Origin of the sequence: Caballeronia sp. BCC1704, assembly GCF_902833455.1 — a bacterium.
Classification (GTDB): Bacteria; Pseudomonadota; Gammaproteobacteria; order Burkholderiales; family Burkholderiaceae; genus Caballeronia.
Genome location: NZ_CADFFT010000001.1, coordinates 403,099 through 425,261, shown reverse-complemented (window position 1 = coordinate 425,261; position 22,163 = coordinate 403,099). Strand labels below are relative to the sequence as shown.

At 63.9% G+C, this 22,163-nt stretch carries 23 protein-coding genes; 11 read left to right on the top strand and 12 right to left on the bottom strand.

Going from position 1 to position 22,163, the window contains the following annotated elements; translation table 11 throughout:
* Window positions 1-23 precede the first annotated feature (23 nt).
* Complete coding sequence (gene argB / locus HWX53_RS01970) at window positions 24-923, top strand: acetylglutamate kinase (RefSeq protein WP_159837600.1); 900 nt, start codon at window positions 24-26, stop codon at window positions 921-923.
* Between the two features lie 65 nt (window positions 924-988).
* Window positions 989-1,753 (top strand): pyrimidine 5'-nucleotidase, encoded by a 765-nt coding sequence (locus HWX53_RS01965; RefSeq protein ID WP_175938944.1) that lies wholly within the window; start codon window positions 989-991, stop codon window positions 1,751-1,753.
* On the opposite strand, the gene HWX53_RS01960 is transcribed toward HWX53_RS01965, so the two are convergent.
* Window positions 1,743-2,063 (bottom strand): type II toxin-antitoxin system RelE/ParE family toxin, encoded by a 321-nt coding sequence (locus HWX53_RS01960; protein WP_175938941.1) that lies wholly within the window; start codon window positions 2,061-2,063, stop codon window positions 1,743-1,745. The two genes, HWX53_RS01965 and HWX53_RS01960, sit on opposite strands and share 11 nt — an antisense overlap.
* Window positions 2,060-2,341 (bottom strand): type II toxin-antitoxin system Phd/YefM family antitoxin, encoded by a 282-nt coding sequence (locus HWX53_RS01955; RefSeq protein ID WP_175938940.1) that lies wholly within the window; start codon window positions 2,339-2,341, stop codon window positions 2,060-2,062. The genes HWX53_RS01960 and HWX53_RS01955 overlap by 4 nt, the downstream gene beginning before the upstream one ends.
* A gap of 293 nt (window positions 2,342-2,634) precedes the next feature.
* On the opposite strand from HWX53_RS01955, the gene HWX53_RS01950 reads away from it, so the two are divergent.
* Genes HWX53_RS01950 through HWX53_RS01935 form a run of 4 tightly spaced genes read left to right on the top strand, consistent with a single transcriptional unit; the run spans window position 2,635 to window position 6,653 of the window.
* The gene (locus HWX53_RS01950; protein ID WP_175938938.1) at window positions 2,635-3,780 is read left to right on the top strand and encodes a homoserine O-acetyltransferase; all 1,146 of its coding nucleotides are present in this window, start codon (window positions 2,635-2,637) and stop codon (window positions 3,778-3,780) included.
* Window positions 3,777-4,385 carry a methionine biosynthesis protein MetW gene (gene metW, locus HWX53_RS01945; protein WP_175938937.1) on the top strand — a complete coding sequence of 203 codons (609 nt, stop codon included), beginning with the start codon at window positions 3,777-3,779 and terminating at the stop codon, window positions 4,383-4,385. The genes HWX53_RS01950 and metW overlap by 4 nt, the downstream gene beginning before the upstream one ends.
* A 46-nt stretch (window positions 4,386-4,431) precedes the next feature.
* Complete coding sequence (locus tag HWX53_RS01940) at window positions 4,432-5,718, top strand: AmpG family muropeptide MFS transporter (RefSeq protein WP_175938935.1); 1,287 nt, start codon at window positions 4,432-4,434, stop codon at window positions 5,716-5,718.
* On the top strand, window positions 5,715-6,653 hold the full coding sequence (locus HWX53_RS01935) for a M48 family metallopeptidase (RefSeq protein ID WP_175938933.1): 939 nt from the start codon (window positions 5,715-5,717) through the stop codon (window positions 6,651-6,653). Before HWX53_RS01940 ends, HWX53_RS01935 begins: the two co-directional genes overlap by 4 nt.
* Here the strand turns inward: HWX53_RS01935 and HWX53_RS01930 are convergent, their stop codons facing one another.
* From HWX53_RS01930 to gatC, 5 genes are all read right to left on the bottom strand, one after another.
* Entirely contained in the window at window positions 6,654-7,436 is a 783-nt protein-coding gene (locus tag HWX53_RS01930; protein ID WP_175938931.1) for an exodeoxyribonuclease III, read from the bottom strand. It abuts the gene before it with no gap.
* Between the two features lie 25 nt (window positions 7,437-7,461).
* Window positions 7,462-8,301 carry a PPK2 family polyphosphate kinase gene (locus HWX53_RS01925; RefSeq protein ID WP_175938930.1) on the bottom strand — a complete coding sequence of 280 codons (840 nt, stop codon included), beginning with the start codon at window positions 8,299-8,301 and terminating at the stop codon, window positions 7,462-7,464.
* 112 nt (window positions 8,302-8,413) lie between these two features.
* The gene (gene gatB / locus HWX53_RS01920) at window positions 8,414-9,883 is read right to left on the bottom strand and encodes an Asp-tRNA(Asn)/Glu-tRNA(Gln) amidotransferase subunit GatB (RefSeq protein ID WP_175938928.1); all 1,470 of its coding nucleotides are present in this window, start codon (window positions 9,881-9,883) and stop codon (window positions 8,414-8,416) included.
* Window positions 9,884-9,885: 2 nt separating this feature from the next.
* A complete protein-coding gene (gene gatA, locus HWX53_RS01915) occupies window positions 9,886-11,376 on the bottom strand; it encodes an Asp-tRNA(Asn)/Glu-tRNA(Gln) amidotransferase subunit GatA (RefSeq protein ID WP_175938926.1) in 1,491 nt (496 codons plus the stop codon).
* Window positions 11,377-11,458: 82 nt separating this feature from the next.
* The gene (gene gatC, locus HWX53_RS01910) at window positions 11,459-11,758 is read right to left on the bottom strand and encodes an Asp-tRNA(Asn)/Glu-tRNA(Gln) amidotransferase subunit GatC (protein ID WP_159837576.1); all 300 of its coding nucleotides are present in this window, start codon (window positions 11,756-11,758) and stop codon (window positions 11,459-11,461) included.
* A 377-nt stretch (window positions 11,759-12,135) separates the two neighbouring features.
* Between gatC and HWX53_RS01905 the strand changes: the two genes are divergently transcribed.
* From HWX53_RS01905 to rodA, 5 genes are all read left to right on the top strand, one after another.
* Complete coding sequence (locus HWX53_RS01905; RefSeq protein ID WP_004189550.1) at window positions 12,136-13,179, top strand: rod shape-determining protein; 1,044 nt, start codon at window positions 12,136-12,138, stop codon at window positions 13,177-13,179.
* A gap of 192 nt (window positions 13,180-13,371) precedes the next feature.
* Window positions 13,372-14,475 (top strand): rod shape-determining protein MreC, encoded by a 1,104-nt coding sequence (gene mreC, locus HWX53_RS01900; protein WP_175938924.1) that lies wholly within the window; start codon window positions 13,372-13,374, stop codon window positions 14,473-14,475.
* Window positions 14,472-14,984, top strand: coding sequence for a rod shape-determining protein MreD (mreD, locus tag HWX53_RS01895; protein WP_175938922.1), 513 nt, complete (start codon window positions 14,472-14,474; stop codon window positions 14,982-14,984). The genes mreC and mreD overlap by 4 nt, the downstream gene beginning before the upstream one ends.
* An 88-nt stretch (window positions 14,985-15,072) precedes the next feature.
* Complete coding sequence (gene mrdA / locus HWX53_RS01890; RefSeq protein ID WP_175938920.1) at window positions 15,073-17,325, top strand: penicillin-binding protein 2; 2,253 nt, start codon at window positions 15,073-15,075, stop codon at window positions 17,323-17,325.
* 22 nt (window positions 17,326-17,347) lie between these two features.
* Window positions 17,348-18,496: a rod shape-determining protein RodA gene (gene rodA, locus HWX53_RS01885; RefSeq protein WP_175940566.1), complete on the top strand. Its 1,149-nt coding sequence runs from the start codon at window positions 17,348-17,350 to the stop codon at window positions 18,494-18,496.
* 12 nt (window positions 18,497-18,508) lie between these two features.
* Here the strand turns inward: rodA and HWX53_RS01880 are convergent, their stop codons facing one another.
* From HWX53_RS01880 to queC, 5 genes are all read right to left on the bottom strand, one after another.
* Window positions 18,509-19,162 (bottom strand): tetratricopeptide repeat protein, encoded by a 654-nt coding sequence (locus HWX53_RS01880; protein WP_244140035.1) that lies wholly within the window; start codon window positions 19,160-19,162, stop codon window positions 18,509-18,511.
* Window positions 19,163-19,212: 50 nt separating this feature from the next.
* The gene (locus HWX53_RS01875) at window positions 19,213-19,995 is read right to left on the bottom strand and encodes an aldolase/citrate lyase family protein (protein WP_175938916.1); all 783 of its coding nucleotides are present in this window, start codon (window positions 19,993-19,995) and stop codon (window positions 19,213-19,215) included.
* 185 nt (window positions 19,996-20,180) lie between these two features.
* On the bottom strand, window positions 20,181-20,627 hold the full coding sequence (gene queD, locus HWX53_RS01870; RefSeq protein WP_175938914.1) for a 6-carboxytetrahydropterin synthase QueD: 447 nt from the start codon (window positions 20,625-20,627) through the stop codon (window positions 20,181-20,183).
* A 17-nt stretch (window positions 20,628-20,644) separates the two neighbouring features.
* Complete coding sequence (gene queE, locus HWX53_RS01865) at window positions 20,645-21,277, bottom strand: 7-carboxy-7-deazaguanine synthase (protein WP_175938912.1); 633 nt, start codon at window positions 21,275-21,277, stop codon at window positions 20,645-20,647.
* Between the two features lie 47 nt (window positions 21,278-21,324).
* Complete coding sequence (gene queC, locus HWX53_RS01860) at window positions 21,325-22,059, bottom strand: 7-cyano-7-deazaguanine synthase QueC (protein ID WP_175938910.1); 735 nt, start codon at window positions 22,057-22,059, stop codon at window positions 21,325-21,327.
* Window positions 22,060-22,163: the final 104 nt, after the last annotated feature.

The following is a 22,163-nucleotide window of genomic DNA, read 5'->3' as shown; positions in this document are numbered from 1 at the left end:
CGCTCTTCGCCTCGACTGCCGCCATGTCCGACCTTCCCGACCTCACGCAGATCGCGCCTACCCTGAAAGCTGAAATCCTGGCCGAGGCGCTGCCCTATATTCGTCAATATCACGGCAAGACGGTCGTGATCAAATACGGCGGCAATGCCATGACCGAAGAGCGTCTGAAGCAAGGCTTCGCGCGCGACGTCATTCTGCTCAAGCTCGTCGGCATCAACCCGGTGATTGTCCACGGCGGCGGCCCGCAGATCGACCAGGCGCTGAAGAAGATCGGCAAGCAGGGCACGTTCATTCAAGGCATGCGCGTCACCGACGAAGAGACGATGGAAGTCGTCGAGTGGGTGCTCGGCGGCGAAGTGCAGCAGGACATCGTCACGCTCATCAATCACTTCGGCGGCCACGCGGTCGGTCTCACCGGCAAGGACGGCGGACTCATCCACGCGCGCAAGCTGATGATGCCGGACCGCGACAATCCGGGGCAGTTCATCGACATCGGTCAAGTGGGCGAAGTCGAAGCCATTAACCCGGCTGTCGTGAAGGCGCTGCAAGACGACGCGTTCATTCCGGTCATTTCACCTATCGGCTTCGGTGAAGACGGCCTCTCGTACAACATCAACGCGGATCTGGTCGCTGGCAAACTGGCGGTCGTGCTGAACGCCGAAAAGCTCGTCATGATGACCAACATTCCCGGCGTGATGGACAAGGAAGGCAATCTGCTCACGGACCTTTCGGCGCGCGAGATCGACGCCCTGTTCGCTGACGGCACCATCTCCGGCGGCATGCTGCCGAAAATCTCGTCGGCGCTGGATGCTGCGAAGAGCGGCGTGCGCTCGGTGCATATCATCGACGGGCGCATCGAGCATTCGGTGCTGCTCGAAATCCTGACCGAACAGCCGTTCGGCACGATGATCCGCTCGCATTGAGCTTCATTGAGCCCCGCTCATTTCATGACGACGCCCGCCTCCGCGCGGGCGTTTCTTTTCGCGCAATGAATTCGCCTCCCACTTCCCGCCGCCGCGTCGAGCCGCGCGTCCCGGTCTGGCTCTTCGATCTCGACAACACGCTGCATCACGCGTCGCATCAGATCTTCCCGGCCATCAATCGCGCGATGACGCAGTACATCATGGACCGGCTCGGCGTCGATGTGGACGAGGCGAACCGGTTGCGCGTCGGCTATACGGTGCGCTACGGCGCCACGCTCGTCGGCCTCGTGAAGCATCACGGCGTCGATCCGGCCGACTTTCTGCACGTCGTGCACACGTTCGCCGATCTTCCGTCGATGCTGCGCGCCGAGCGCGGCATCGGCCGAACGCTGCGCGCGCTGCCGGGCCGCAAGATCGTGCTGACCAACGCGCCGTCCGTGTACGCGCGGGCAGTGCTCGCGGAACTCGGCATCGAGCGGCTATTCGAGCGCGTGATCGCCATCGAGGACATGCGCGAAGGCGACCGCTGGCGTTCGAAGCCGGACGCGCCGATGCTTCGCCGTGCGATGCGACGCGCGCGCGTGCGTCTCGCCGATGCAATTCTCGTCGAAGACACGCGCGGGCATCTGAAAAGCTATCGGCGGCTGGGCATCCGGACCGTGTGGATCGTCGGGCATCTGCCGGCGGCGCGCACGTCGGCGGGCGCGGTTTCGGCGCGCTTGCCGGGCGTGGGCAGGCCGCATTATGTGGATCGCACCGTGCGGTCGTTGCGCGCGCTGACGCTCGGCATGGGCGGCAGCGCGCTCGGACGGCCAGCGGCTAGATTCTGAAAAGCCGCCGCGCGAGAATATCTTCGAGGTCCGAACGCATATCGACGACGAGATGCACGTAGATGGTGTCGTCGTCGACCTTATAGATGATTCGGTTCGTCCCGCTAACGACTTCGTAATAGCCCGTCATGCGAAAGTCGACGAGTTCCGGCGGCGTCGCGCCCTTGCGTGGCGAAGCCTCGATGTCCGCGACGGCATCCGCAATCTTGTCGCGCGTCGCTTTCCACGCGGTGCCGCCGAACTTGTTGATCACGTAACGCCGGAAGTCCTGGAGGTCTTGTCGAACGGGATCGAGAAAGACGGTCTTCATTTGAGGCCCTCTTCCTTGTCGAGCCGCTCGATCTCGGCGAAAAAATCGCCCGCGCTGATGCAATGTCCCGCCTCGATATACTTTTGCCCCATCGCCAGAATCTTGAGCAGCGCGACGGTCTGATGCAGGTCCTCGTAGGACTGAACGTCCTGCACGACAACCTTCGCTTCGCCGTTCTGCGTGATGAGCATCGGCTCGCGGCTCTCCACGACGTTGCGGATCATCTCGGCTGCGCGGCTCTTCAAATGACTCAGCGGTCTGACGCGACTCGGTTTCATGTCGATTCCCGGCAAGGCGCGATGCCTAGACAATATAGACAGAAAACGACGCGCCACCCAAGCCGGCGACCGCCGTCACGATTAGCGGCTTTATTACGTTTTCCGCTATACTTCACCGCTTGACAGAATTGAACACGCGCCGATTTGCTGACTCGATTGCGGGCGCGCGAACCAGGGCATCGGCATTGCTCCGGTTCACTATAAATGCGGCTAAAGAGGTCGTCAGCCGCGCCTATCTTCCGCTTCTTCGCGCCCAGCCGACACCGTTTAGCCGCCCAGTAAAGGCGGAATGAATGGAATCCATCGGCATCGTCACTCCCCAAACCTTGCGCTTTTCCGAGCCGCTCGTGCTTCAGAGCGGCAGTTCGCTCGGCGACTATGAACTCGTCGTCGAAACGTACGGTGAACTCAACGCCGCGCGCTCGAACGCGGTGCTCGTCTGCCATGCGCTCAACGCGTCGCATCACGTCGCGGGCGTGTACGCCGACAATCCGAAGGACGTCGGCTGGTGGGACAACATGGTCGGGCCCGGCAAGCCGCTCGACACCAATCGCTTCTTCGTGATCGGCGTGAACAACTTCGGCTCGTGCTTCGGCTCGACCGGGCCGATGAGCATCGACCGCGCGACCGGCAAGCCGTACGGCGCGCGCTTTCCTGTCGTGACGGTGGAAGACTGGGTGCACGCGCAGGCGCGCGTGGCTGACCGCTTCGGCATCGAGCGATTCGCGGCCGTGATGGGCGGCAGTCTCGGCGGCATGCAGGCGCTCGCGTGGAGCCTCATGTACCCGGAGCGGCTCGGGCATTGCATCGTGATCGCGTCGACGCCGAAGCTCTCGGCGCAGAACATCGCGTTCAACGAAACCGCGCGCTCCGCGATTCTCTCGGACCCCGACTTCCACGGCGGCGACTATTACGCGCACGGCGTGAAGCCGCGCCGGGGCCTGCGCGTCGCGCGCATGATCGGCCACATCACGTATCTTTCGGACGACGACATGGCCGTGAAATTCGGCCGCGCGCTGCGCCGTGCCGAAGGCGCGCTCGACGCGTACAACTTCAACTTCGACGTCGAGTTCGAAGTGGAGTCGTATCTGCGCTATCAGGCGGACAAGTTCGCCGAATACTTCGACGCCAACACGTACCTGCTCATCACGCGCGCGCTGGATTATTTCGATCCCGCCAAAGCCTACGACGGCGATCTCACGCAGGCGCTCGCCCGCACGAAGGCGAAGTATCTGATCGCGAGCTTCACGACCGACTGGCGTTTCGCGCCGGCGCGTTCCCGCGAGATCGTGAAGGCGCTGCTCGACAACAAGCGGACGGTGAGTTACGCCGAAATCGACGCGCCGCACGGCCACGACGCCTTCCTGCTCGACGACGCGCGCTATCACAACCTGATGCGCGCCTACTACGAACGCATTGCCACGGAGATCGGCGCATGAACCAGAACACGCTTGATTCGCTCGCGCTGCGCTCGGACTTCCGGGCGATCGCGCGCTGGGTCGAACCGCGCTCCACCGTGCTCGATCTCGGCTGCGGCGACGGGTCGCTGCTCTCGCTGCTCGCCGAAGAGCTGGAAGTGAACGGCTACGGCATCGAGATCAACGACGCCGGCGTGCTCGCCTGCGCGCAGAAGGGCGTAAACGTGATCCAGCAGAATCTCGAAGACGGCCTGCGCCTTTTCGAAGACGACAGCTTCGATTTCGCGATCCTCTCGCAGACGCTGCAGACCATTCACCAGACCGCCGCGATCCTGCGCGAAACGGTGCGCGTGGGGCGCGAATGCATCGTGTCGTTTCCGAACTTCGGCTATTGGCCGCACCGGCTTGCGGTCATTCAAGGCCGCATGCCGGTGTCGAAGTCGCTGCCGTATCAATGGCATAACACGCCGAACGTGCGCGTCCTGACCATCAAGGACTTCGAGGCGCTCGCGCCGGAAGTGGGCATCGAGATTCTGGACCGCGTGGTGCTGCACGGTGGGCAGTCCATCCGTTGGGGCGCGAACTGGCGTGGTAGTCTTGCGGTCTATCGCGTGAAGCGCCGGTGATGCGACCCGGCGCATCAAGCATCGACAACGCTTTTCCAACATCGACATGCCCGACACGCCACACGAGGCGCCCGCTCTAACTGCTCACGAAGAACATCCCCGCTGGCGCGCGTTTCTCAACGCGCGCATTCTGATTTGCGTGTTTCTCGGCTTCACGTCGGGATTGCCGCTTTTCACGCTGCTGAGTCTGTTGCAGGCGTGGCTCACGAAAGAGCACATCGACGTCAAGCAGATCGGTCTGTTCGCGCTGCTCGGGCTGCCTTATACGTGGAAATTCGTCTGGGCGCCGCTGATGGACCGCTACGTGCCGCGTCTGCCGTTCTGGCGGCCCGGCCGGCGGCGCGGCTGGATGCTCGTCACGCAAGTGCTCGTGACGCTGGCCATCGGCGCGTTCGGCTTTGTTTCGCCGAGCGAGGACATCTGGACGGTGGCCGCCATCGCCGGTCTGCTCGCGTTGTTCAGCGCAAGCCAGGATATCGCCATCGACGCGTACCGGCGCGAACTGCTCGCGGACACCGAACAGGGCCTCGGCAACGCAGTCCACGTCAATGCGTACAAAGTGGCGGGTCTCGTGCCGGGCTCGCTCGCGCTGATTCTCGCCGGCTTCCTGCCGTGGAAGACGGTTTTTATCGTGACGGCGCTGTTCATGGTGCCGGGCATCGTGACCACGCTCGTCGTGAAGGAACCGGCCGTGCACGGCACGCCGCCGAAAAGTCTGCGCGATGCGGTCGTCGAGCCCTTCCACGAATTTGTCACGCGCGACGGCTGGCGCGCCGCGCTCCTCGTGCTCAGCTTCATTTTTCTGTACAAGCTCGGCGACACCATGGCGACCGCGCTCGCCACCAAGTTCTTTCTCGACCTGGGCTTCACGACCTTGCAGCTCGGCGTGATCGCGAAGACGGTCGCGTTCTGGACGAGCCTCGCGGGCGGCATTATCGGCGGCGTGTTTCTGGTGAAGATCGGCATTGCGCGCGGGCTGTGGATTTTCGGCGTGTTGCAAATCGTCGCCACATTCGGCTTCGCGTGGCTCGCGAAGATCGGGCCGTCGCCGGTCGCGCTCGCGGTGCTGTACGGCTTCGAGACGTTCGCCACGGGACTCACGCTCGCCACGTTCACCGCGTACATCGCGAGCACCACCGACCCGCGCTACACCGCGACGCAATTCGCGCTTTTCACGAGCCTGGCGGCGGTGCCGCGCACGGTCGTGTCCGCGCTGAGCGGCTTTATCGTCGCGCGGACGGGCTGGTTCGAATACTTCCTCGTCTGCATCGCGCTGTCGATTCCGGGCATGTTACTGTTGCCGATCATCGCGCCCTGGAGACCAAAACGATGACGGTGCGCATATCGACTCACCGTGCGGGCCGCGCGCTCGCGCGGACGCTTGTCTGCGCGCTCGCGTGCGCCTCGCTCGCATCGCCGCGCGCGCATGCGCAGGACGAAGACCGCGCTCCCGCGCCTTACACTGCGCCGAACAACCAGATCCGCTTCGGCAATACCGCGCTCTTTCGCAACCTCATTCCGCCTGCGGCGCTCGAACAGCAATCGGCCGACGCGTACGCCACGATCATCCACGAGGCCGAGCGCAACAAGCGGCTGCTGCCGAATGACAACGCGCTGGTGAAGCGCGTGCGCGATATCGCGAATCACGAGATTCCGTTCGCGCTCAAGTGGAACGACCGCTCGAAGAACTGGAAGTGGGAAATCAACGTCGTGCGGTCGAACGAGATCCGCATGTACTGTCTGCCGGGCGGCAAGATCGTCGTGTATAGCGGCTTGATCGAGAAGCTGCATCTGAACGACAACGAGATCGGCATGATGATGGGCCACGAGATCGCGCACGCGCTGCGCGAACACGCCCGCGAGCGGCTCGGCCGCCAGCAGGCCGAGCAACTGACGGCGGGAACGATGCCGCAGCTTTTCGGCTTTGCGGATGTCGGCTCGACGCCGCTCGGCATCGGCGATCAGTTGCTCGCCATGCGCTATTCGCCCGCCGACGAAACCGAAGCTGACGTGATCGGCAGCGAGATCGCCTCGCGCGCGGGCTACGATCCGCGCGCCGCCGTCACGCTGTGGAACAAGATCGATACCGCCACGCGCCGCGAGGACAATGGTTTCGTCTGGATGCATCCGTACGGGCCGGACCGCAAGCAGGATCTGGAGAAACGCATGTCGGACATGATGCCGCTTTATGCGAAAGCCGTCGGCAAGAGTATCGATGCGTTGCCAAACTACGCGGGCATGGGGCGGTTCAAGAAGAGCGGGCGGTGATCACTTCCGACCGACCTTCCAGTCATAGTCGATCGTCAGCGGCGCGTGGTCGCTGAACTTGATGTCGCGGAAGATGGACGTGCTCTTCGCGGTCGCGGCAACCTCTTTGGTCGCGATCTGATAGTCGATGCGCCAGCCGACGTTCTTCGCGTACGCCTGACCGCGATTGCTCCACCACGTGTATTGCTCGGGCCGCTGGTCGAGCGTGCGGAACACGTCGACATAGCCCACCTCGTCGAACAGCTTGGTCAGCCACGCGCGTTCCTCCGGCAGACAGCCGGAATTCTTCTGATTGCTCTTCCAGTTCTTGATGTCGATTTCCTTGTGCACGATGTTCACGTCGCCGCACAGAATGACTTCGCGCTCTTTCGAGAGCGCGGCGAGATGCGGCATGAATTCGTCCATGAAGCGGTACTTCGCCTGCTGACGCTCATCGCCGCTCGATCCCGATGGCACATACACCGACACCACCGAAAGCCTGCCGAAGCGCGCTTCCACGTAGCGCCCTTCGGGATCGAACTCCTCGCTGCCGAAACCGATGATCACGTCGTCCGGCTCGTGCCGCGTATAGACGCCCGCGCCGCTGTAGCCCTTCTTGACCGCGTGCTGGAAGTAGCCCTGAAAGCCGTGCGGCGCGAGGAACTCGGGCGTCAGGTCGTCTTGCGAGCACTTGATTTCCTGCACGCAGACGACGTCGGCTGCCTGCTCGCCGAACCAGTCGAAAAAGCCTTTCTTGGCAGCCGAACGAATGCCGTTCAGATTGGCGGTGATCACGCGAAACATACGCTTCCTTTCTTCTTGATTTGATTTACTCGACCTTCACGCCCTTGAGCGATTCCTTCGCCGGCGGGAATTCGAGCTTCATGCCCTGCAACGTGCGCAAGACGAGTTCGGCGACCATCACGTTCCGATGCGTCTTCGAATCGCCCGGAATGATGTACCACGGCGCGTAGTCCGTCGAGGTCGCGCCGAGCGCCACGGAATACGCGCGCTGATAGTCGTCCCAGAGCTTGCGGGCCTCGAGGTCGGAGACGTCGAACTTCCAGTGCTTCGTCGGATCGTCGATGCGCGCCTGCAACCGCTCGCGCTGCTCGTCCTTGGAAATGTGCAGAAAGCATTTGACGATGGTCGTGCCGGCGTCCGCGAGCAGCGCCTCGAACTCGCGGATATGACGATAGCGCCGCTCGCATTCGTCATCGTCGATTTGCTTCAGCACGCGCGGCACGAGCACGTCTTCGTAGTGGCTGCGGTTGAAGATCGCGAGTTCGCCCGCCATCGGCGCTTGCGCGTGAACGCGCCAGAGAAAGTCGTGCGCCATCTCGCGCTCGGTCGGCGCGCGAAACGGCACGATGCGCAGGCCGAGCGGATCGACGTCCTGAAACACGCCGCGCACCGTGCCGTCCTTGCCGCTCGTGTCCATGCCTTGCAGCACCAGCAGCACGCGCTCGCGGCGCTGGGCGTGCAGCTTCTCCTGCAACTCGTTCAGCTGCGCGCCGATCTCAGCGAGGCGCGCGCGGTCGTCGTCTTTCGCGCCTGTCGAGAACGGCTTCGCAGACGGATCGACTGAAGTGATGTCGAACGCCTTGAGCTTTTTCCCGCCGTCGAAGTACGGAACGCGATAGTCGTCCAGGTCGGATTTCTTGGCCATGTTTTTTCCGCTTCAGCAATGAAAAACGGGCCGCTGCACAGATCAACCGGCAACAGCCCGTAAGTCTTACGCTCCTGAATCAGCAGACCATGCGCGACAATGCGCCGCCGACTCAGCCCAGCTTTTTCTTCAGCAATTCATTGACCTGCTGCGGATTGGCCTTGCCCTTCGTCGCCTTCATGGCCTGACCGATCAGCGCGTTGAACGCCTTCTCCTTGCCCGCGCGGAATTCGTCCACGGACTTCTGATTAGCGGCGAGCACCTCGTCGATAATCGCTTCCAGCGCGCCGGTGTCCGAGATCTGCTTCAGCCCCTTCGCCTCGATGATGCGGTCGGCCGCGGCTTCGTCGGTGGCCTTCTCTTCCCAGATGGACTGGAAGATGTCCTTCGCGATCTTGTTCGAGATGGTGCCGTCCGCGATGCGTTGCAGCACCAGCGCGAGCTGCGCGGCAGACACCGGCGACTGAGCGATATCCAGCGATTCGCGGTTCAGTTGCGCGGAGACGTCGCCCATGAGCCAGTTCGCGGCGATCTTCGCCTGCGCCGCGCCCGCCTTCTCGACGACCGCTTCGAAGTACGCGGCCATCGCCTTCGACGAAGTGAGCACGCCGGCGTCGTAGGACGTCAGGCCGTACGTATCGACGAAGCGCTTCTGCATGTCCGCGGGCAGTTCGGGCATCTCGTCACGCACGCGCGCCACCCAGCTTTCCTCGATCACGAGCGGCATCAGATCGGGATCAGGGAAATAGCGGTAGTCGTGCGCGTCTTCCTTGCTGCGCATGGAGCGCGTTTCGCGCTTGTCCGGATCGTACAGACGCGTCTCCTGCACGACAGTACCGCCATCTTCGATCAGTTCGATCTGACGGCGCACTTCGTACTGAATGGCTTCTTCGAGGAAGCGGAACGAGTTCAGGTTCTTGATCTCGGCGCGCGTGCCGAATTCCTTCTGGCCGACCGGACGCACCGAGACATTCGCATCGCAACGGAACGAGCCTTCCTGCATGTTGCCGTCGCAGATGCCGAGCCACACGACGAGCCCGTGCAGCGCCTTCGCATACGCGACCGCTTCGGCGGCGCTGCGCATTTCCGGCTCCGTGACGATTTCGAGCAGCGGCGTGCCCGCGCGGTTCAGGTCGATGCCCGTCATGCCCGCGAAGTCTTCGTGCAGCGACTTGCCGGCGTCTTCTTCCAGATGCGCGCGCGTCAGGTTGACGGTCTTTTCGTACGCTTCCTTGCCGGCCTTTTCATTGGCGGGCACGTGGATGGTGATCTGTCCGCCCTGCACGACCGGAATCTCGTACTGGCTAATCTGGTAGCCCTTCGGCAGATCCGGGTAGAAGTAGTTCTTGCGCGCGAAGATGCTGCGCGGCGCGATATGCGCGCCGATGGCGAGCCCGAAGCGAATTGCGCGCTCGACAGCGCCGCGGTTCATGACCGGCAGCACGCCCGGCAGCGCGAGATCGACGGGACTTGCCTGCGTGTTCGGCGCTGCGCCGAACTGCGTGGGCGCGCCCGAGAAAATCTTGGAGACGGTGGAAAGCTGCGCGTGCGTTTCCAGACCGATGACGACTTCCCACTGCATGTTCACACTCCCGATGCCGATGGTGCCTTGCGGTGCCAGTCGGTCGCGCGCTGGAACGCGTCGGCGACCTGGAGCATCCGGGCTTCGTTGAAATAGTTGCCGACGATCTGCAGACCGACCGGCCGATTCGCATTCGCGCCCGCGCCGAAGCCGCACGGCACGCTCATGCCCGGCAGGCCCGCGAGGCTCACGGAGAGCGTGTAGATGTCGGCGAGGTACATCTGCACGGGATCGTCGGTCTTCTCGCCGAGATTCCACGCCACCGACGGCGCGACCGGTCCCATGATGACGTCGCACTGCTTGAACGCTTCCTGGAAATCGCGCGCGATGATGCGGCGAATCTTCTGCGCCTGCAGGTAGTACGCGTCGTAATAGCCGTGCGACAACACGTACGTGCCGACGAGAATCCGGCGCTTCACTTCCGGCCCGAAGCCTTCGGCGCGCGACTTCTTGTACATGTCGAGCAGGTCTTTGTACTCGGCCGCGCGATGCCCGTAGCGCACGCCGTCGAAGCGCGACAGATTGGACGACGCCTCCGCCGGCGCGATGATGTAGTACACGGGAATCGAAAGCTCGGTCTTCGGCAGCGAGACTTCGACGAGCGTCGCGCCGAGGGCTTCGTATTGCTTCAGCGCAGCGTCGATGGCGGCGCGCACGTCGTCGGCCAACCCTCCGCCGAAGTACTCCTTCGGCATGCCGATGCGCAGGCCTTTCAACGGCTTGTCGGCATCTTCGCTCCAGTTCTTGCCGATATACCGCGTGTAGTCTTCGTTGTCGCGTTGCAGGCTCGTGGAGTCGCGCTCGTCGAAGCCGCCCATCGCGTTCAGAAGCAGCGCGCAGTCGGCGGCAGTCTGGGCCATCGGTCCGCCCTGATCGAGCGACGACGCGAACGCGATCATCCCGTAACGCGACACGCGGCCGTATGTCGGCTTGATGCCGGTGATGCCGGTGAACGAAGCGGGCTGACGGATGGACCCGCCCGTGTCGGTGCCGGTCGCGGCGGGCGCGAGGCGCGCGGCGACGGCCGCTGCCGACCCGCCCGACGATCCGCCCGGCACGGCCTTCAGGTCCCACGGGTTCTTCACCGCGCCGAAGTACGAGTTCTCGTTGGACGAGCCCATGGCGAACTCGTCCATGTTCGTCTTGCCGAGACACACCATGCCGGCGCGGCTCAGACGCTCGACGACGGTGGCATCGAACGGGCTCGCGTAGTTCTCCAGCATGTGGGAACCCGCCGTCGACGCCCACCCGCGCGTGACGAACACGTCCTTGTGCGCGATCGGCAGGCCGGCGAGCGGACCGCCGTTGCCCTGCGCGATGAGGGCGTCGGCGGCTCTCGCCTGTTCCAGCGTGAGCTCCGGATTCACGCCGATGAACGCGTTCAGTTCTTTCGCGGCTTCGATGCGTTGCAGATACGACTGCGCCAGCTCGACGGCGGAGATCGCCTTCGAGTCGAGCGCGGCGCGCAGTTCGGTCAAGCTTTTCTGATGCATTGCAGTTCCCTGATGAGCGCGGCGCGTCACGCCACGCGCGAGATCGTTGTTCCGATGGACCGATACGGTCGATGCGCCACGCTCACTCGATCACCTTCGGCACGAGATAGAGCCCGTCCTGCACGGCCGGCGCGCAACGCTGGAACTCTTCGCGCTCGATCCGCTCTGAGACTGCGTCGTCGCGCAGTCGCAGCGCGACTTCCTCGATGGCGTCGATAGGATGCGCGAGCGGCTCGATGCCGGCGGTATCGACCGCCTGCATCTGCTCGACGAGACCGAAGAAGTCGTTGAGCCGCGCAAGCGTCGGTTCGGCCTCGTGGTCGGGCAGTTCCAGCCGCGCCAGATGCGCGATGCGTTTAACGTCGGTCAGGGTCAATGACATGGGATCACCGGAGAAAACATGAACAACTCCCGCGCCAAAAAGGTTCGCTGCAACAGTCAGTTACGATCCTGGCGGAAAGCCGTCGAAGCGGGGCCGAGGATGGCAAAAAGTGCCGTCCTTTTCCTATAGAAACCCCCAAATTATAAGGTATCATTACACGTTCGACCCACATCCGGATCGACCTGTCAGCGGCTTTCTCCCTGGATCAACCCTCGTCGAGAAACGTTTGCGTGGCATGTTCAATTCCGCGGTAGATTTCTGCTCGGATTTGCATTCACGGCGGCCCGTTTCGCCGTCCCGGCAAACCGTTATTTTTTCCGCTGCCGTCCCCGGCGCTCTTAGCGAGGCACGGCTACCCAGCGAGACAGGATTTTTGAATGTTCGGCTTTTTGCGCAGCTATTTTTCCAACGACCTGGCGATTGATCTCGGCACAGCCAACACGCTGATCTACATGCGCGGCAAGGGCATCGTCCTCGACGAGCCGTCAGTCGTCTCCATCCGTCAAGAAGGCGGCCCGAACGGCAAGAAGACCATTCAGGCTGTCGGCAAGGAAGCGAAGCAAATGCTCGGCAAGGTGCCGGGCAACATCGAAGCCATTCGGCCGATGAAAGACGGCGTGATCGCCGACTTCACCGTCACCGAACAGATGATCAAGCAGTTCATCAAGACTGCACACGAATCCCGCATGTTCTCGCCGTCGCCGCGCATCATCATTTGCGTGCCGTGCGGCTCCACGCAAGTCGAGCGCCGCGCCATCAAGGAAGCGGCTCACGGCGCGGGCGCATCGCAGGTGTATCTCATCGAGGAACCGATGGCCGCTGCAATCGGCGCGGGCCTGCCGGTCTCGGAAGCCACGGGCTCCATGGTCGTCGACATCGGCGGCGGCACCACGGAAGTCGGCGTGATCTCGCTCGGCGGCATCGTGTACAAGGGCTCGGTGCGCGTGGGCGGCGACAAGTTCGACGAAGCCATCGTCAATTACATCCGTCGCAACTACGGCATGTTGATCGGTGAACAAACGGCTGAAGCGATCAAGAAGGAAATCGGCTCGGCGTTCCCCGGCTCGGAAGTGAAGGAAATGGAAGTCAAGGGCCGCAACCTGTCCGAAGGCATTCCGCGCAGCTTCACCATTTCGAGCAACGAAATCCTCGAAGCCCTCACCGATCCGCTGAACCAGATCGTCTCGTCGGTGAAGATCGCGCTGGAACAGACGCCGCCGGAACTCGGCGCGGACATCGCCGAGCGCGGCATGATGCTGACGGGCGGCGGCGCGCTCCTGCGCGACCTCGACCGCCTGCTCGCGGAAGAAACCGGCTTGCCGGTGCTCGTCGCCGAAGATCCGCTGACCTGCGTGGTGCGCGGCTCGGGCATGGCGCTCGAGCGCATGGACAAGCTCGGCAGCATCTTCTCTTACGAGTGATCGCAGGCTTCGGGGTGCGCGCGGTTCGTATCGAACGCATTGCCGAAGCAGACACTCGAGCATCCCGCGTAACGCGACGCGCGCACGGCCCGGCATCAGTCCGGGCCTTCGTCGAAACAGCGTAGGGCAGGTCCCGCCACAAGCGAAACAGCCTGCAGCATCATCCACCCGCTCACGCCCTCGGCGCTGACCATGGAATACAGTCCGCCGCCACTTTTCAAGCAAGGCCCTTCGGCGCTCGCACGTCTCATCTTCTTCGTGGTGCTGGCCATCGCGCTGCTGGTGTCGGACGTCCGCTTCAACACCCTCGAAATCGTGCGCGGCATTCTCGGCGCCGGGCTCTATCCGTTGCAGCGCGCGGCGCTGGTTCCGCGCGACATCTTTATGGGCGCGGCCGATCTCGCCGTCACGAGCGCCACGCTACGCAGCGAAAACCGCAAGCTCGCCGACAAGAATCTCGAACTGTCCATCAAGGCCGGCGACGCCGCGCAACTGAACATCGAGAACGCGCATCTGCGGGCGCTGCTGAATCTTCAGTCGCGTGCCACCACGCAGACCACGCCCGCCGAAATCCAGTACGACACGCGCGATCCTTTCACGCAGAAGGTCGTGATCGGCAAGGGCTCGCAGCAAGGCATTCAGGACGGCGCGCCTGTCGTGGACGAAGAAGGCGTGATCGGACAAGTCACGCGCGTCTTTCCGATGCAGTCGGAAGTCACGCTGCTCACCGACAAGGATCAAGCCGTGCCGGTGCAGATCGCGCGCACGGGGCTGCGCAGCGTCATCTACGGCACGCCGAAGGGCGACACGCTCGATTTGCGCTTCGTGCCGATCAGCGCGGACGTGCAAGTCGGCGACCAGCTCGTGACGAGCGGTCTCGACGGCGTGTATCCGCCGGGGCTCGCGGTCGCCAAGGTGCTGCGCGTGGATAAACAGGCGGATACGGCGTTCGCGCGCGTCGTCTGCGTGCCGGTCGCGGCAGTGCGCGGCGCGCGACAGTTGCTCGTGCTGCACTACAACGTCAACGTGCCGCCCAATCCGATCGAAGTCGAAGCCGCCGCTGCCGCCAAGGAAGCGAAGGAAAACAAGGGCAAGAAGAAGCCCGCAGCCAAAGCAGCAGCGGGTGCGAGCGCTCCCGCTGCCGCGTCCGCGCCGGCGAGCGCGTCGGCGGCGGCGGCGGCGGCTTCATCGCCTGCCGCGAAAGCTGCCGCACCTAAAGCGGCATCGAGCGCAGCGGCCAAATCGGGCAAGAAGGCGCATGCGCCGAAACCCGCTTCGTCGGGAGCCGCGCGATGAATCGTCCGCAGTACATTCTTCAGCCGGTCAATCCGTACTTCATCACGTTCAGCCTGGCCGCCGCGTTTCTGCTGAATCTCGTGCCTTGGGGACGGCTCGTCGGCGTGCCGGATTTCGTCGCGCTCGTGCTGCTCTTCTGGAACGTGCAGCAGCCGCGCAAGGTGGGCATGGGCATCGCGTTCCTGCTCGGGCTGTTGATGGACGTCCACAGCGCGAACCTGCTGGGCGAGCACGCGCTGGCGTACACGCTGTTGTCCTACGGCGCGATCACCATTCACCGGCGCGTGCTGTGGATGTCGCTGCCGGTGCAGACGTTCGTCGTCGCTCCGCTGCTTGTCGGCGCGCATCTCGTGCCGTTCATCATCCGTCTGATGACGGGCGCCGCGTTTCCCGGCTGGAGCTATCTCGTCAACGGATTCGTCGAGGCGCTGCTTTGGCCGATCGCGAGCTTCCTGCTTCTGATGCCGCAACGGCGCGCAGCCGATCCCGACGACACGCGCCCGATCTGAGCGCCGCGCGCGACGCGGCGCCGATAAACGCCCGCGCGCCGACTACACTTGAATCGCGAAAGAATCGCGAACCACTCGCGAAACCTGCATGACCGAAATCAAGAACACCGAGCAACAGTTGTCGAAGTTCCGCCTGCGCGTCGCGGCGGCGGGACTGTTCGTGTTCGTCTGCTTCGGACTGATCGGCCTGCGTTTTCTGTATTTGCAGGTCTGGCACTTCAGCAAATACTCGTTGCAGGCCAACGAGAACCGCATCTCGGTCGCGCCGATCGTGCCGAACCGCGGCATCATTACAGACCGCAACGGCATCGTGCTGGCGAAGAACTATTCCGCCTACACGCTGGAAATCACGCCGTCGAAGATCAACGGCACGCTCGATGAAGTCATCGACGCGCTTTCGGAAGTCATCCCGATCGATTCGCGCGACCGGCGGCGTTTCAAGAAGCTGCTCGAGGACTCGAAGAATTTCGAGAGCCTGCCCATCCGCACGCGTCTCACTGACGAAGAAGTCGCCAAGTTCACCGCGCAACGCTTCCGCTTTCCCGGCGTCGAAGTGCGCGCGCGGCTGTTCCGGCAATACCCGCTCGGCACGACGGCGGCGCACGTGATCGGCTATATCGGCCGCATTTCGCAGCGCGATCAAGAACGCATCGACGATGCAAGCGACGAGAACGACGCGAATTCCGATCACTACGATCCGCGCCTCGACGCGAATAACTACAAGGGCACGGATTACGTCGGCAAGATCGGCGTGGAGCAGAGTTACGAGACCGAGTTGCACGGCCTGACCGGTTTCGAGGAAGTGGAAGTCACGGCGGGCGGCCGCCCGGTCCGCACCATGTCGCGCACGCAGGCGACGCCCGGCAACAACCTCGTGCTGTCGCTGGATATCGGCTTGCAGCAGGTCGCCGAGCAGGCGTTCGCGGGCAAGCGCGGCGCACTCGTCGCCATCGAGCCCTCCACGGGCGACGTGCTGGCGTTCGTCTCCGCGCCGAGCTTCGATCCGAATTCCTTCGTCGATGGCATCGACCAGCAGACGTGGGACGCGCTCAACAATTCGCCGGACCATCCGCTCTTGAACCGTCCGCTGCACGGCACGTATCCGCCCGGCTCGACGTACAAGCCGTTCATGGCGCTCGCCGCGCTCACGCTGCACAAGCGCACGCCCGGCTGGGGATTCCAGGACCCCGGCTATTTCACGTTCGGCGGCCACACGTTCCGCAACGACGTGCGATCGGGTCAGGGCTGGGTGGACATGAACCGCGCCATCGTCGTTTCCAACGACACGTATTTCTACATGCTGGCGCGCGACCTCGGCGTGAACGCGATGGCCGGCTTCATGAAACCGTGGGGCTTCGGCCAGATTACGGGCATCGACATCGCGGGCGAGGCGCGCGGCATTCTTCCGTCGACGGAATGGAAGCGCAAGGCGTATCGCAAGCCCGAGCAGCAGCGCTGGTACGAAGGCGAGACGATCAGCCTCGGCATCGGTCAGGGCTACAACTCGTTCACTATCCTGCAACTCGCGCACGCCACGGCCACACTCGCGAATAACGGCGTCGTGATGAAGCCGCACCTCGTGCGCGATATCGAGAACCCGATCAGCAAGGCGATACGCCCGGTCGTGCGCGACCCGAGCGACAAGATCGCCGTGCGTCAGCAAGACATCGACGTCATCAAGCGCGCGATGGAAGGCGTGGTGACGAACGGCACGGCGGCGAAGGTGTTCGCGGGCGCGCCGTATCTCGCGGCCGGCAAGACGGGCACGGCGCAGGTCTATTCGCTGCAAGGCGCGAACTATCATGGCCACGCGACAGCCGAGCATCTGCGTGACCACGCGCTCTTCATCGCGTTTGCGCCGGCTGAGAATCCGAAGATCGCGCTGGCGCTGATCGTCGAAAACGGCGGCTGGGGCGCGGAAGCGGCCGGCCCGATCGCGCGAAAGGTGCTCGACTATTACCTGGTGGACCGGATGAAGCCGGGCGCCGAAGCGGCCGCCGTGGCCGCCGCGGCCTCCGCGACGGAAGATGCCGGCCTGCCCGTGATCGGCGGCACGCAACCGCCGGCTGCGGCTGCGCTCCCTGCATCGGTGGCGAACCAGTCGCCGGCCTTCTCGCCGTCGGCGGCGTCTAATCCTGATGTCGCGAAGGCGGCTTCCGCGCCCGCCGTGCCGGCTGGCCGCCCCGCGTCCGCGCCCGCAGCCGCGCTGCCTGCGTCGGCCGCGCCGGGCCGCAAGCGCGGCCAAAAAGGCGCGCCGACCGAGCCGACGCCCACAATGGTGCGCGGCAACGCGGAGAACGGCGTGCGCACGTTCGCGCCGACCGGCGGCATCGACGAATAAGGAAATCGGCATGCAAGTGCATCTGCAATTCGACAAGCACGTGTGGATCGAGCGCGCGAAGCGCATGTTCGCGGGCTTCGACCGGCCGCTCGCGCTGATCGTTTTTCTGCTGCTGTGCGTCGGGATCGTGACGCTCTACAGCGCCAGTCTGGACGTGCCGGGCCGCGTGGAGGACCAACTGCGCAACATCATGCTGACGTTCGGGCTGATGTGGGTTCTCGCGAACATTCCGCCGCAGACGCTCATGCGCTTCGCCGTGCCGCTTTATACGGTGGGCGTCGCGCTGCTCGTCGCCGTGGCCGCGTTCGGGCTCACGCGCAAGGGCGCGAAACGCTGGCTGAACGTCGGCGTCGTCATTCAGCCGTCCGAGATCATGAAGATCGCAATGCCGCTCATGCTCGCGTGGTACTACCAGCGGCGCGAGAGCAACATTCGCTGGTGGGATTACATTGTCGGCTTCGTGATTCTGATGCTGCCCGTCGGCCTGATCGCGAAGCAGCCGGACCTCGGCACGGCGGTGCTCGTGTTCGCGGCGGGCGTGTTCGTCATCTATTTCGCCGGGCTCAGTTTCAAGCTGATCGTGCCGGTGCTCGCGGCGGCGGTGGTCGTGGTGGCGAGCGTCGCTGTGTTTCAGGACCGCATCTGCCAGCCGGAAGTCAACTGGCCGCTGATGCACGATTATCAAAAGCATCGCATCTGCACGCTGCTCGATCCGACATCCGATCCGCTCGGCAAGGGCTTTCACACCATTCAGGCGGTGATTGCAATCGGCTCGGGCGGCACGCTGGGCAAGGGCTGGCTCAAGGGCACGCAGGCGCACCTCGAGTTCATCCCTGAAAAGCATACGGACTTTATCTTCGCGGTGTTCTCGGAAGAATTCGGGCTGGCGGGCGGGCTCGTGCTGCTCTTTCTCTACATGGCGCTGATCGCGCGCGGGCTGTACATCGCGGCGAACGGCGCGACCTTCTTCGGGCGATTATTGGCCGGATCGCTCACGCTCGCGTTCTTCACCTACGCGTTCGTCAATATCGGCATGGTGAGCGGCATTCTGCCGGTCGTGGGCGTGCCGCTACCGTTCATGAGTTACGGCGGCACGGCGTTGACCACGCTGGGCGTCGCGGTCGGGCTCATCATGAGCGTCGCGCGACAGAAACGGCTGATGCAAAGCTGACGCCGCGAGCGATTACTGCGGCTGCGCCTGTGGCGGTGGCTTCTGTTGCTCTATCTCGGCGCTCAACTGCAGGTATTTGAGCTTCGCAGCCGGATCACCCTGCGCCGCGGCCGCGGCGTAATACGCGCGCGCGACGTTGAGATTGCGCTCGACGCCATCGCCGCCGCGCTCATAGAACGATCCCGCGACGTACTGCGCCGTCATGTCGCCGCCCTGCGCGGCCTTCTTGTACCAGGTGAACGCCTGCGTGTTGTCGCGAGCGGTGCCGCGGCCGTCCAAAAACTGATTCGCGAGCGCCAACTCCGCCTGCACGTGCCCCTGATTGGCGGCGCGTAGGAACCATCGGTGCGCTTCCGCCGGGTCTTTGTCCACGAACTCGCCATCGTCGTACATCTTGCCGTAGACGTACTGCGCGTGCGTCATGTTCGCGTCTGCGGCGCGGCGCAGCCACTTCTTGCCTTCGGGCACGTCGGCGGCGCCGCCTTCGCCGTTGAGCAGCATCATCGCGTAATTGAACTGCGCGAGACGGCTGCCCTTCTCCGCCGCGCGACGAAACTCCGAGCGCGCGGCGACGAGGTTGCCCGCGTTGTAATCGGCGACGGCGTTTTGCGTCGCCAGATCGGTCGGCTTCGGCATGCCTTGCGCGTGCGCGCCGCCCGCCGTCATCAAGACGAGCGCAGCGGATGCCGCCGCCACGCCGCCACGCCAAGCGCCCTTCATGCTCTGGCCTCCTGCAACGCCTGCCGCGTCGCCTTCAAGAGCCACATCACGTCGGCGGCAATCGAAACCAGCTTGATGCCCGCTTCCGCGTACTGCCGCGCGCTCGCGACATCGAGCGCGAAAATGCCGCTGCATTTGCCCGCGCGCTTCGCGGCGTCCGCGATTTTCGTGATGGCCGCGTGTACGTCCGGATGCTTGCTATCGCCGAGATGGCCGAGGCTCGCGGCGAGATCCGCGGGGCCGATGAACAGGCAATCGACGCCCGGCGTCGCGGCGATCTCATGGACGGCGGCAAGCGCCGCCACGGATTCGATCTGCACGATGGTCGCGATCTGCTGGTTCGCGCCGGACACGTAGTCGCGCCGCATGCCGTATGCCGCCGCGCGCACCGCGCCCGCGACGCCGCGCAGCCCTTCGAGCTGCGCCTCGGTGGGATAGCGCGTGAGCCGCACGATGCGCTCCGCGTCTTCCGCCGACTGCACGTTGGGGAACATCAGCGTGCGCGCGCCGGCATCGAGCACGCGCTTGACGAGCCAGCCTTCCGCGAACGGCACGCGCACGATGGGCTCGGTCGGCAAGTGCGCGGCGGCGATCGCGCGAAGCTGCTCGACCACATCGCGGCTATCGTTCGGCGAGTGTTCCATGTCGATGCACAGCCAGTCGAAACCGGCGTGCGCGAGCGCCTCGGCGGCATCGGCGCTGCACAGCGACAGCCACAGGCCGAAGAGCGGACCGGAATCGGCGAGACGTTGCTTGAGGGGATTGGTGAAGGTGCTCATCGCGCGGCTCCGTGGGAGCGCAATCTGCGCAATGTGAGGAAGGGACACGACTGAATGATTGACGGCATGTTGCGCTCCGGATGATCGACATGCACTGCGTGGCGTCGGCCAGAGTTGGCCGACTCACCGAGCGATCATACCGTGACAACGGCGCGGACGTTCGCCGCGCTTCGACGCCCAAGCGCTTATGCGCGCTCCACGTCCGCCCAGCAGTTCGGCGTCTCGTACAGCCGCACGCGCTTGAGCTTGAGATCGACACCATAGTGGGCGTCATAGACATCCGCCAGAATGCGAAACGCCACCGCCGCCATGTTCTCGACGGTCGGGATGCGGTCGAACACGACGGTCTTGTGATCCGCCATCGATTGCAGGAATTCGCGCACTTTCACGTCGCCTTCATAGACGATGAACGCGTGATCCCACTTGTTGACGAGGTGCTCCATCGCGAGCGACTTCACGTCGGCGAAGTCCATCACCATGCCGCGATCCGGCGCGCCTTCGGTATCGACGAGTTCGCCTTGAAGCGTGATTTCGAGCACGTAACGATGCCCGTGCAGATTGCGGCACTGGCTGCGGTGATCGGGAATGCGGTGGCCCGCATCGAATTCGAGTTTTCGGGTAATCGTCTGCACGTCGGCTCGATCGTCTTTCAGGGGATGTTCAGGTATTTGTGCGTCTGCATCGACAGCCGCCATTTCGGATGCCGCTTGCACCAGTCGATCGCGAGCTTCGTATTGATGTCGCGCGACGGGCCGTCCATCGGCTGCACCAGGAAGTACTCGAAGTCGAGCTTTTCGTACTCCGCGAGCCGTTGGTTGTCCTGCGGCACGACGACCTTCAGCTCGTTGCCCTTCGTGACGACGAGCGGCGCGTCGGCCTTCGGGCTCACGCAAATCCAGTCGATGCTCTCCAGCACGGCCATCGACCCGTTCGTTTCGATGGCCATTTCGAAGCCCGCCGCATGAAGCGCGTCGACGAACGGCTGGTCGATCTGCAACATCGGCTCGCCACCCGTGCACACGACGAACTTGTGCGCCGCGCCCTCGGGCCACAGCGACGCGATCTTCGCGACGAGGTCCGCCGGCGTCTTGTACTTGCCGCCGTTCTCGCCGTCCGTGCCGACGAAATCCGTGTCGCAGAAGCGGCACACCGCGTCCGCGCGGTCTTCCTCGCGGCCCGACCACAGATTGCAGCCGGCGAAGCGGCAGAACACGGCGGGACGCCCGGCGTTCGCGCCCTCGCCCTGCAACGTGTAGAAGATTTCCTTTACCGCGTACGTCATGACTGCTCTGTGACCTGTGTTAGTTCGCTCTGCTCTGCGTCTGCGATTCAGACGGGTTCGATGGTGACCTGCTCGCCCGCGCGATACGCCTCGTAGCCGCGCTTGCGCAGCTTGCACGCCGGGCACTGGCCGCAGCCGAAGCCCCAGTCGTGCAGTTCCGAACGCTCGCCGACATAGCACGTATGCGTTTCCACGCGAACGAGTTCGACGAGGGCTTCGCCGCCGAGCGTTTCCGCGAGACGCCAGGTGTCGGCCTTGTCGAGCCACATGAGCGGCGTTTCGAGCGCGTAGCGCGTTTCCATGCCGAGATTCAGCGCCACCTGCAACGCTTTCATGGTGTCGTCGCGGCAATCGGGATACCCGGAGAAATCCGTCTCGCACATGCCGCCGACGAGCACCTTCAATCCACGCCGATACGCGAGCGCCGCCGCGATGGTCATGAACAGCAGGTTGCGGCCCGGCACGAAGGTGTTCGGCAGGCCGTTCGCGGTCGACTGAATCTCGATCTCGCGGGTCATGGCCGTATCGCTGATCGCGCCGAGTACCGACAAGTCGATCATGTGGTCCTCGCCGAGCCGCTCGGCCCAATGCGGGAACTCACGCACGACCGCTGCGCGAAACCCGTCGCGGCATTCCAGTTCAACGCGATGCCGCTGGCCATAATCAAAGCCGAGCGTCTCGACGGTCTTATAGCGTTCGAGCGCCCATGCAAGGCACGTGGCCGAGTCCTGTCCGCCGGAAAACAGCACGAGAGCGCTGTCCTTCGCGTCTATCCGAGTCACCGTGAAAACTCCGTGTATGAGATTGGCGTCGTGCGCCGCATGGCCGGTGGAATAACCGGCGTCGCGTTAGACACGCGCGCGGCGGCGATCTGCGAATCCAGTAT

Bases quoted from the DNA above. Each gene is read 5' to 3' on its own strand.
- argB (WP_159837600.1), top strand. From the start codon at position 24: ATGTCCGACCTTCCCGACCTCACGCAGATCGCGCCTACCCTGAAAGCT.
- HWX53_RS01965 (WP_175938944.1), top strand. From the start codon at position 989: ATGAATTCGCCTCCCACTTCCCGCCGCCGCGTCGAGCCGCGCGTCCCG.
- HWX53_RS01960 (WP_175938941.1), bottom strand. From the start codon at position 2,063: ATGAAGACCGTCTTTCTCGATCCCGTTCGACAAGACCTCCAGGACTTC.
- HWX53_RS01955 (WP_175938940.1), bottom strand. From the start codon at position 2,341: ATGAAACCGAGTCGCGTCAGACCGCTGAGTCATTTGAAGAGCCGCGCA.
- HWX53_RS01950 (WP_175938938.1), top strand. From the start codon at position 2,635: ATGGAATCCATCGGCATCGTCACTCCCCAAACCTTGCGCTTTTCCGAG.
- metW (WP_175938937.1), top strand. From the start codon at position 3,777: ATGAACCAGAACACGCTTGATTCGCTCGCGCTGCGCTCGGACTTCCGG.
- HWX53_RS01940 (WP_175938935.1), top strand. From the start codon at position 4,432: ATGCCCGACACGCCACACGAGGCGCCCGCTCTAACTGCTCACGAAGAA.
- HWX53_RS01935 (WP_175938933.1), top strand. From the start codon at position 5,715: ATGACGGTGCGCATATCGACTCACCGTGCGGGCCGCGCGCTCGCGCGG.
- HWX53_RS01930 (WP_175938931.1), bottom strand. From the start codon at position 7,436: ATGTTTCGCGTGATCACCGCCAATCTGAACGGCATTCGTTCGGCTGCC.
- HWX53_RS01925 (WP_175938930.1), bottom strand. From the start codon at position 8,301: ATGGCCAAGAAATCCGACCTGGACGACTATCGCGTTCCGTACTTCGAC.
- gatB (WP_175938928.1), bottom strand. From the start codon at position 9,883: ATGCAGTGGGAAGTCGTCATCGGTCTGGAAACGCACGCGCAGCTTTCC.
- gatA (WP_175938926.1), bottom strand. From the start codon at position 11,376: ATGCATCAGAAAAGCTTGACCGAACTGCGCGCCGCGCTCGACTCGAAG.
- gatC (WP_159837576.1), bottom strand. From the start codon at position 11,758: ATGTCATTGACCCTGACCGACGTTAAACGCATCGCGCATCTGGCGCGG.
- HWX53_RS01905 (WP_004189550.1), top strand. From the start codon at position 12,136: ATGTTCGGCTTTTTGCGCAGCTATTTTTCCAACGACCTGGCGATTGAT.
- mreC (WP_175938924.1), top strand. From the start codon at position 13,372: ATGGAATACAGTCCGCCGCCACTTTTCAAGCAAGGCCCTTCGGCGCTC.
- mreD (WP_175938922.1), top strand. From the start codon at position 14,472: ATGAATCGTCCGCAGTACATTCTTCAGCCGGTCAATCCGTACTTCATC.
- mrdA (WP_175938920.1), top strand. From the start codon at position 15,073: ATGACCGAAATCAAGAACACCGAGCAACAGTTGTCGAAGTTCCGCCTG.
- HWX53_RS01880 (WP_244140035.1), bottom strand. From the start codon at position 19,162: ATGACGGCGGGCGGCGCGCACGCGCAAGGCATGCCGAAGCCGACCGAT.
- HWX53_RS01875 (WP_175938916.1), bottom strand. From the start codon at position 19,995: ATGAGCACCTTCACCAATCCCCTCAAGCAACGTCTCGCCGATTCCGGT.
- queE (WP_175938912.1), bottom strand. From the start codon at position 21,277: ATGACGTACGCGGTAAAGGAAATCTTCTACACGTTGCAGGGCGAGGGC.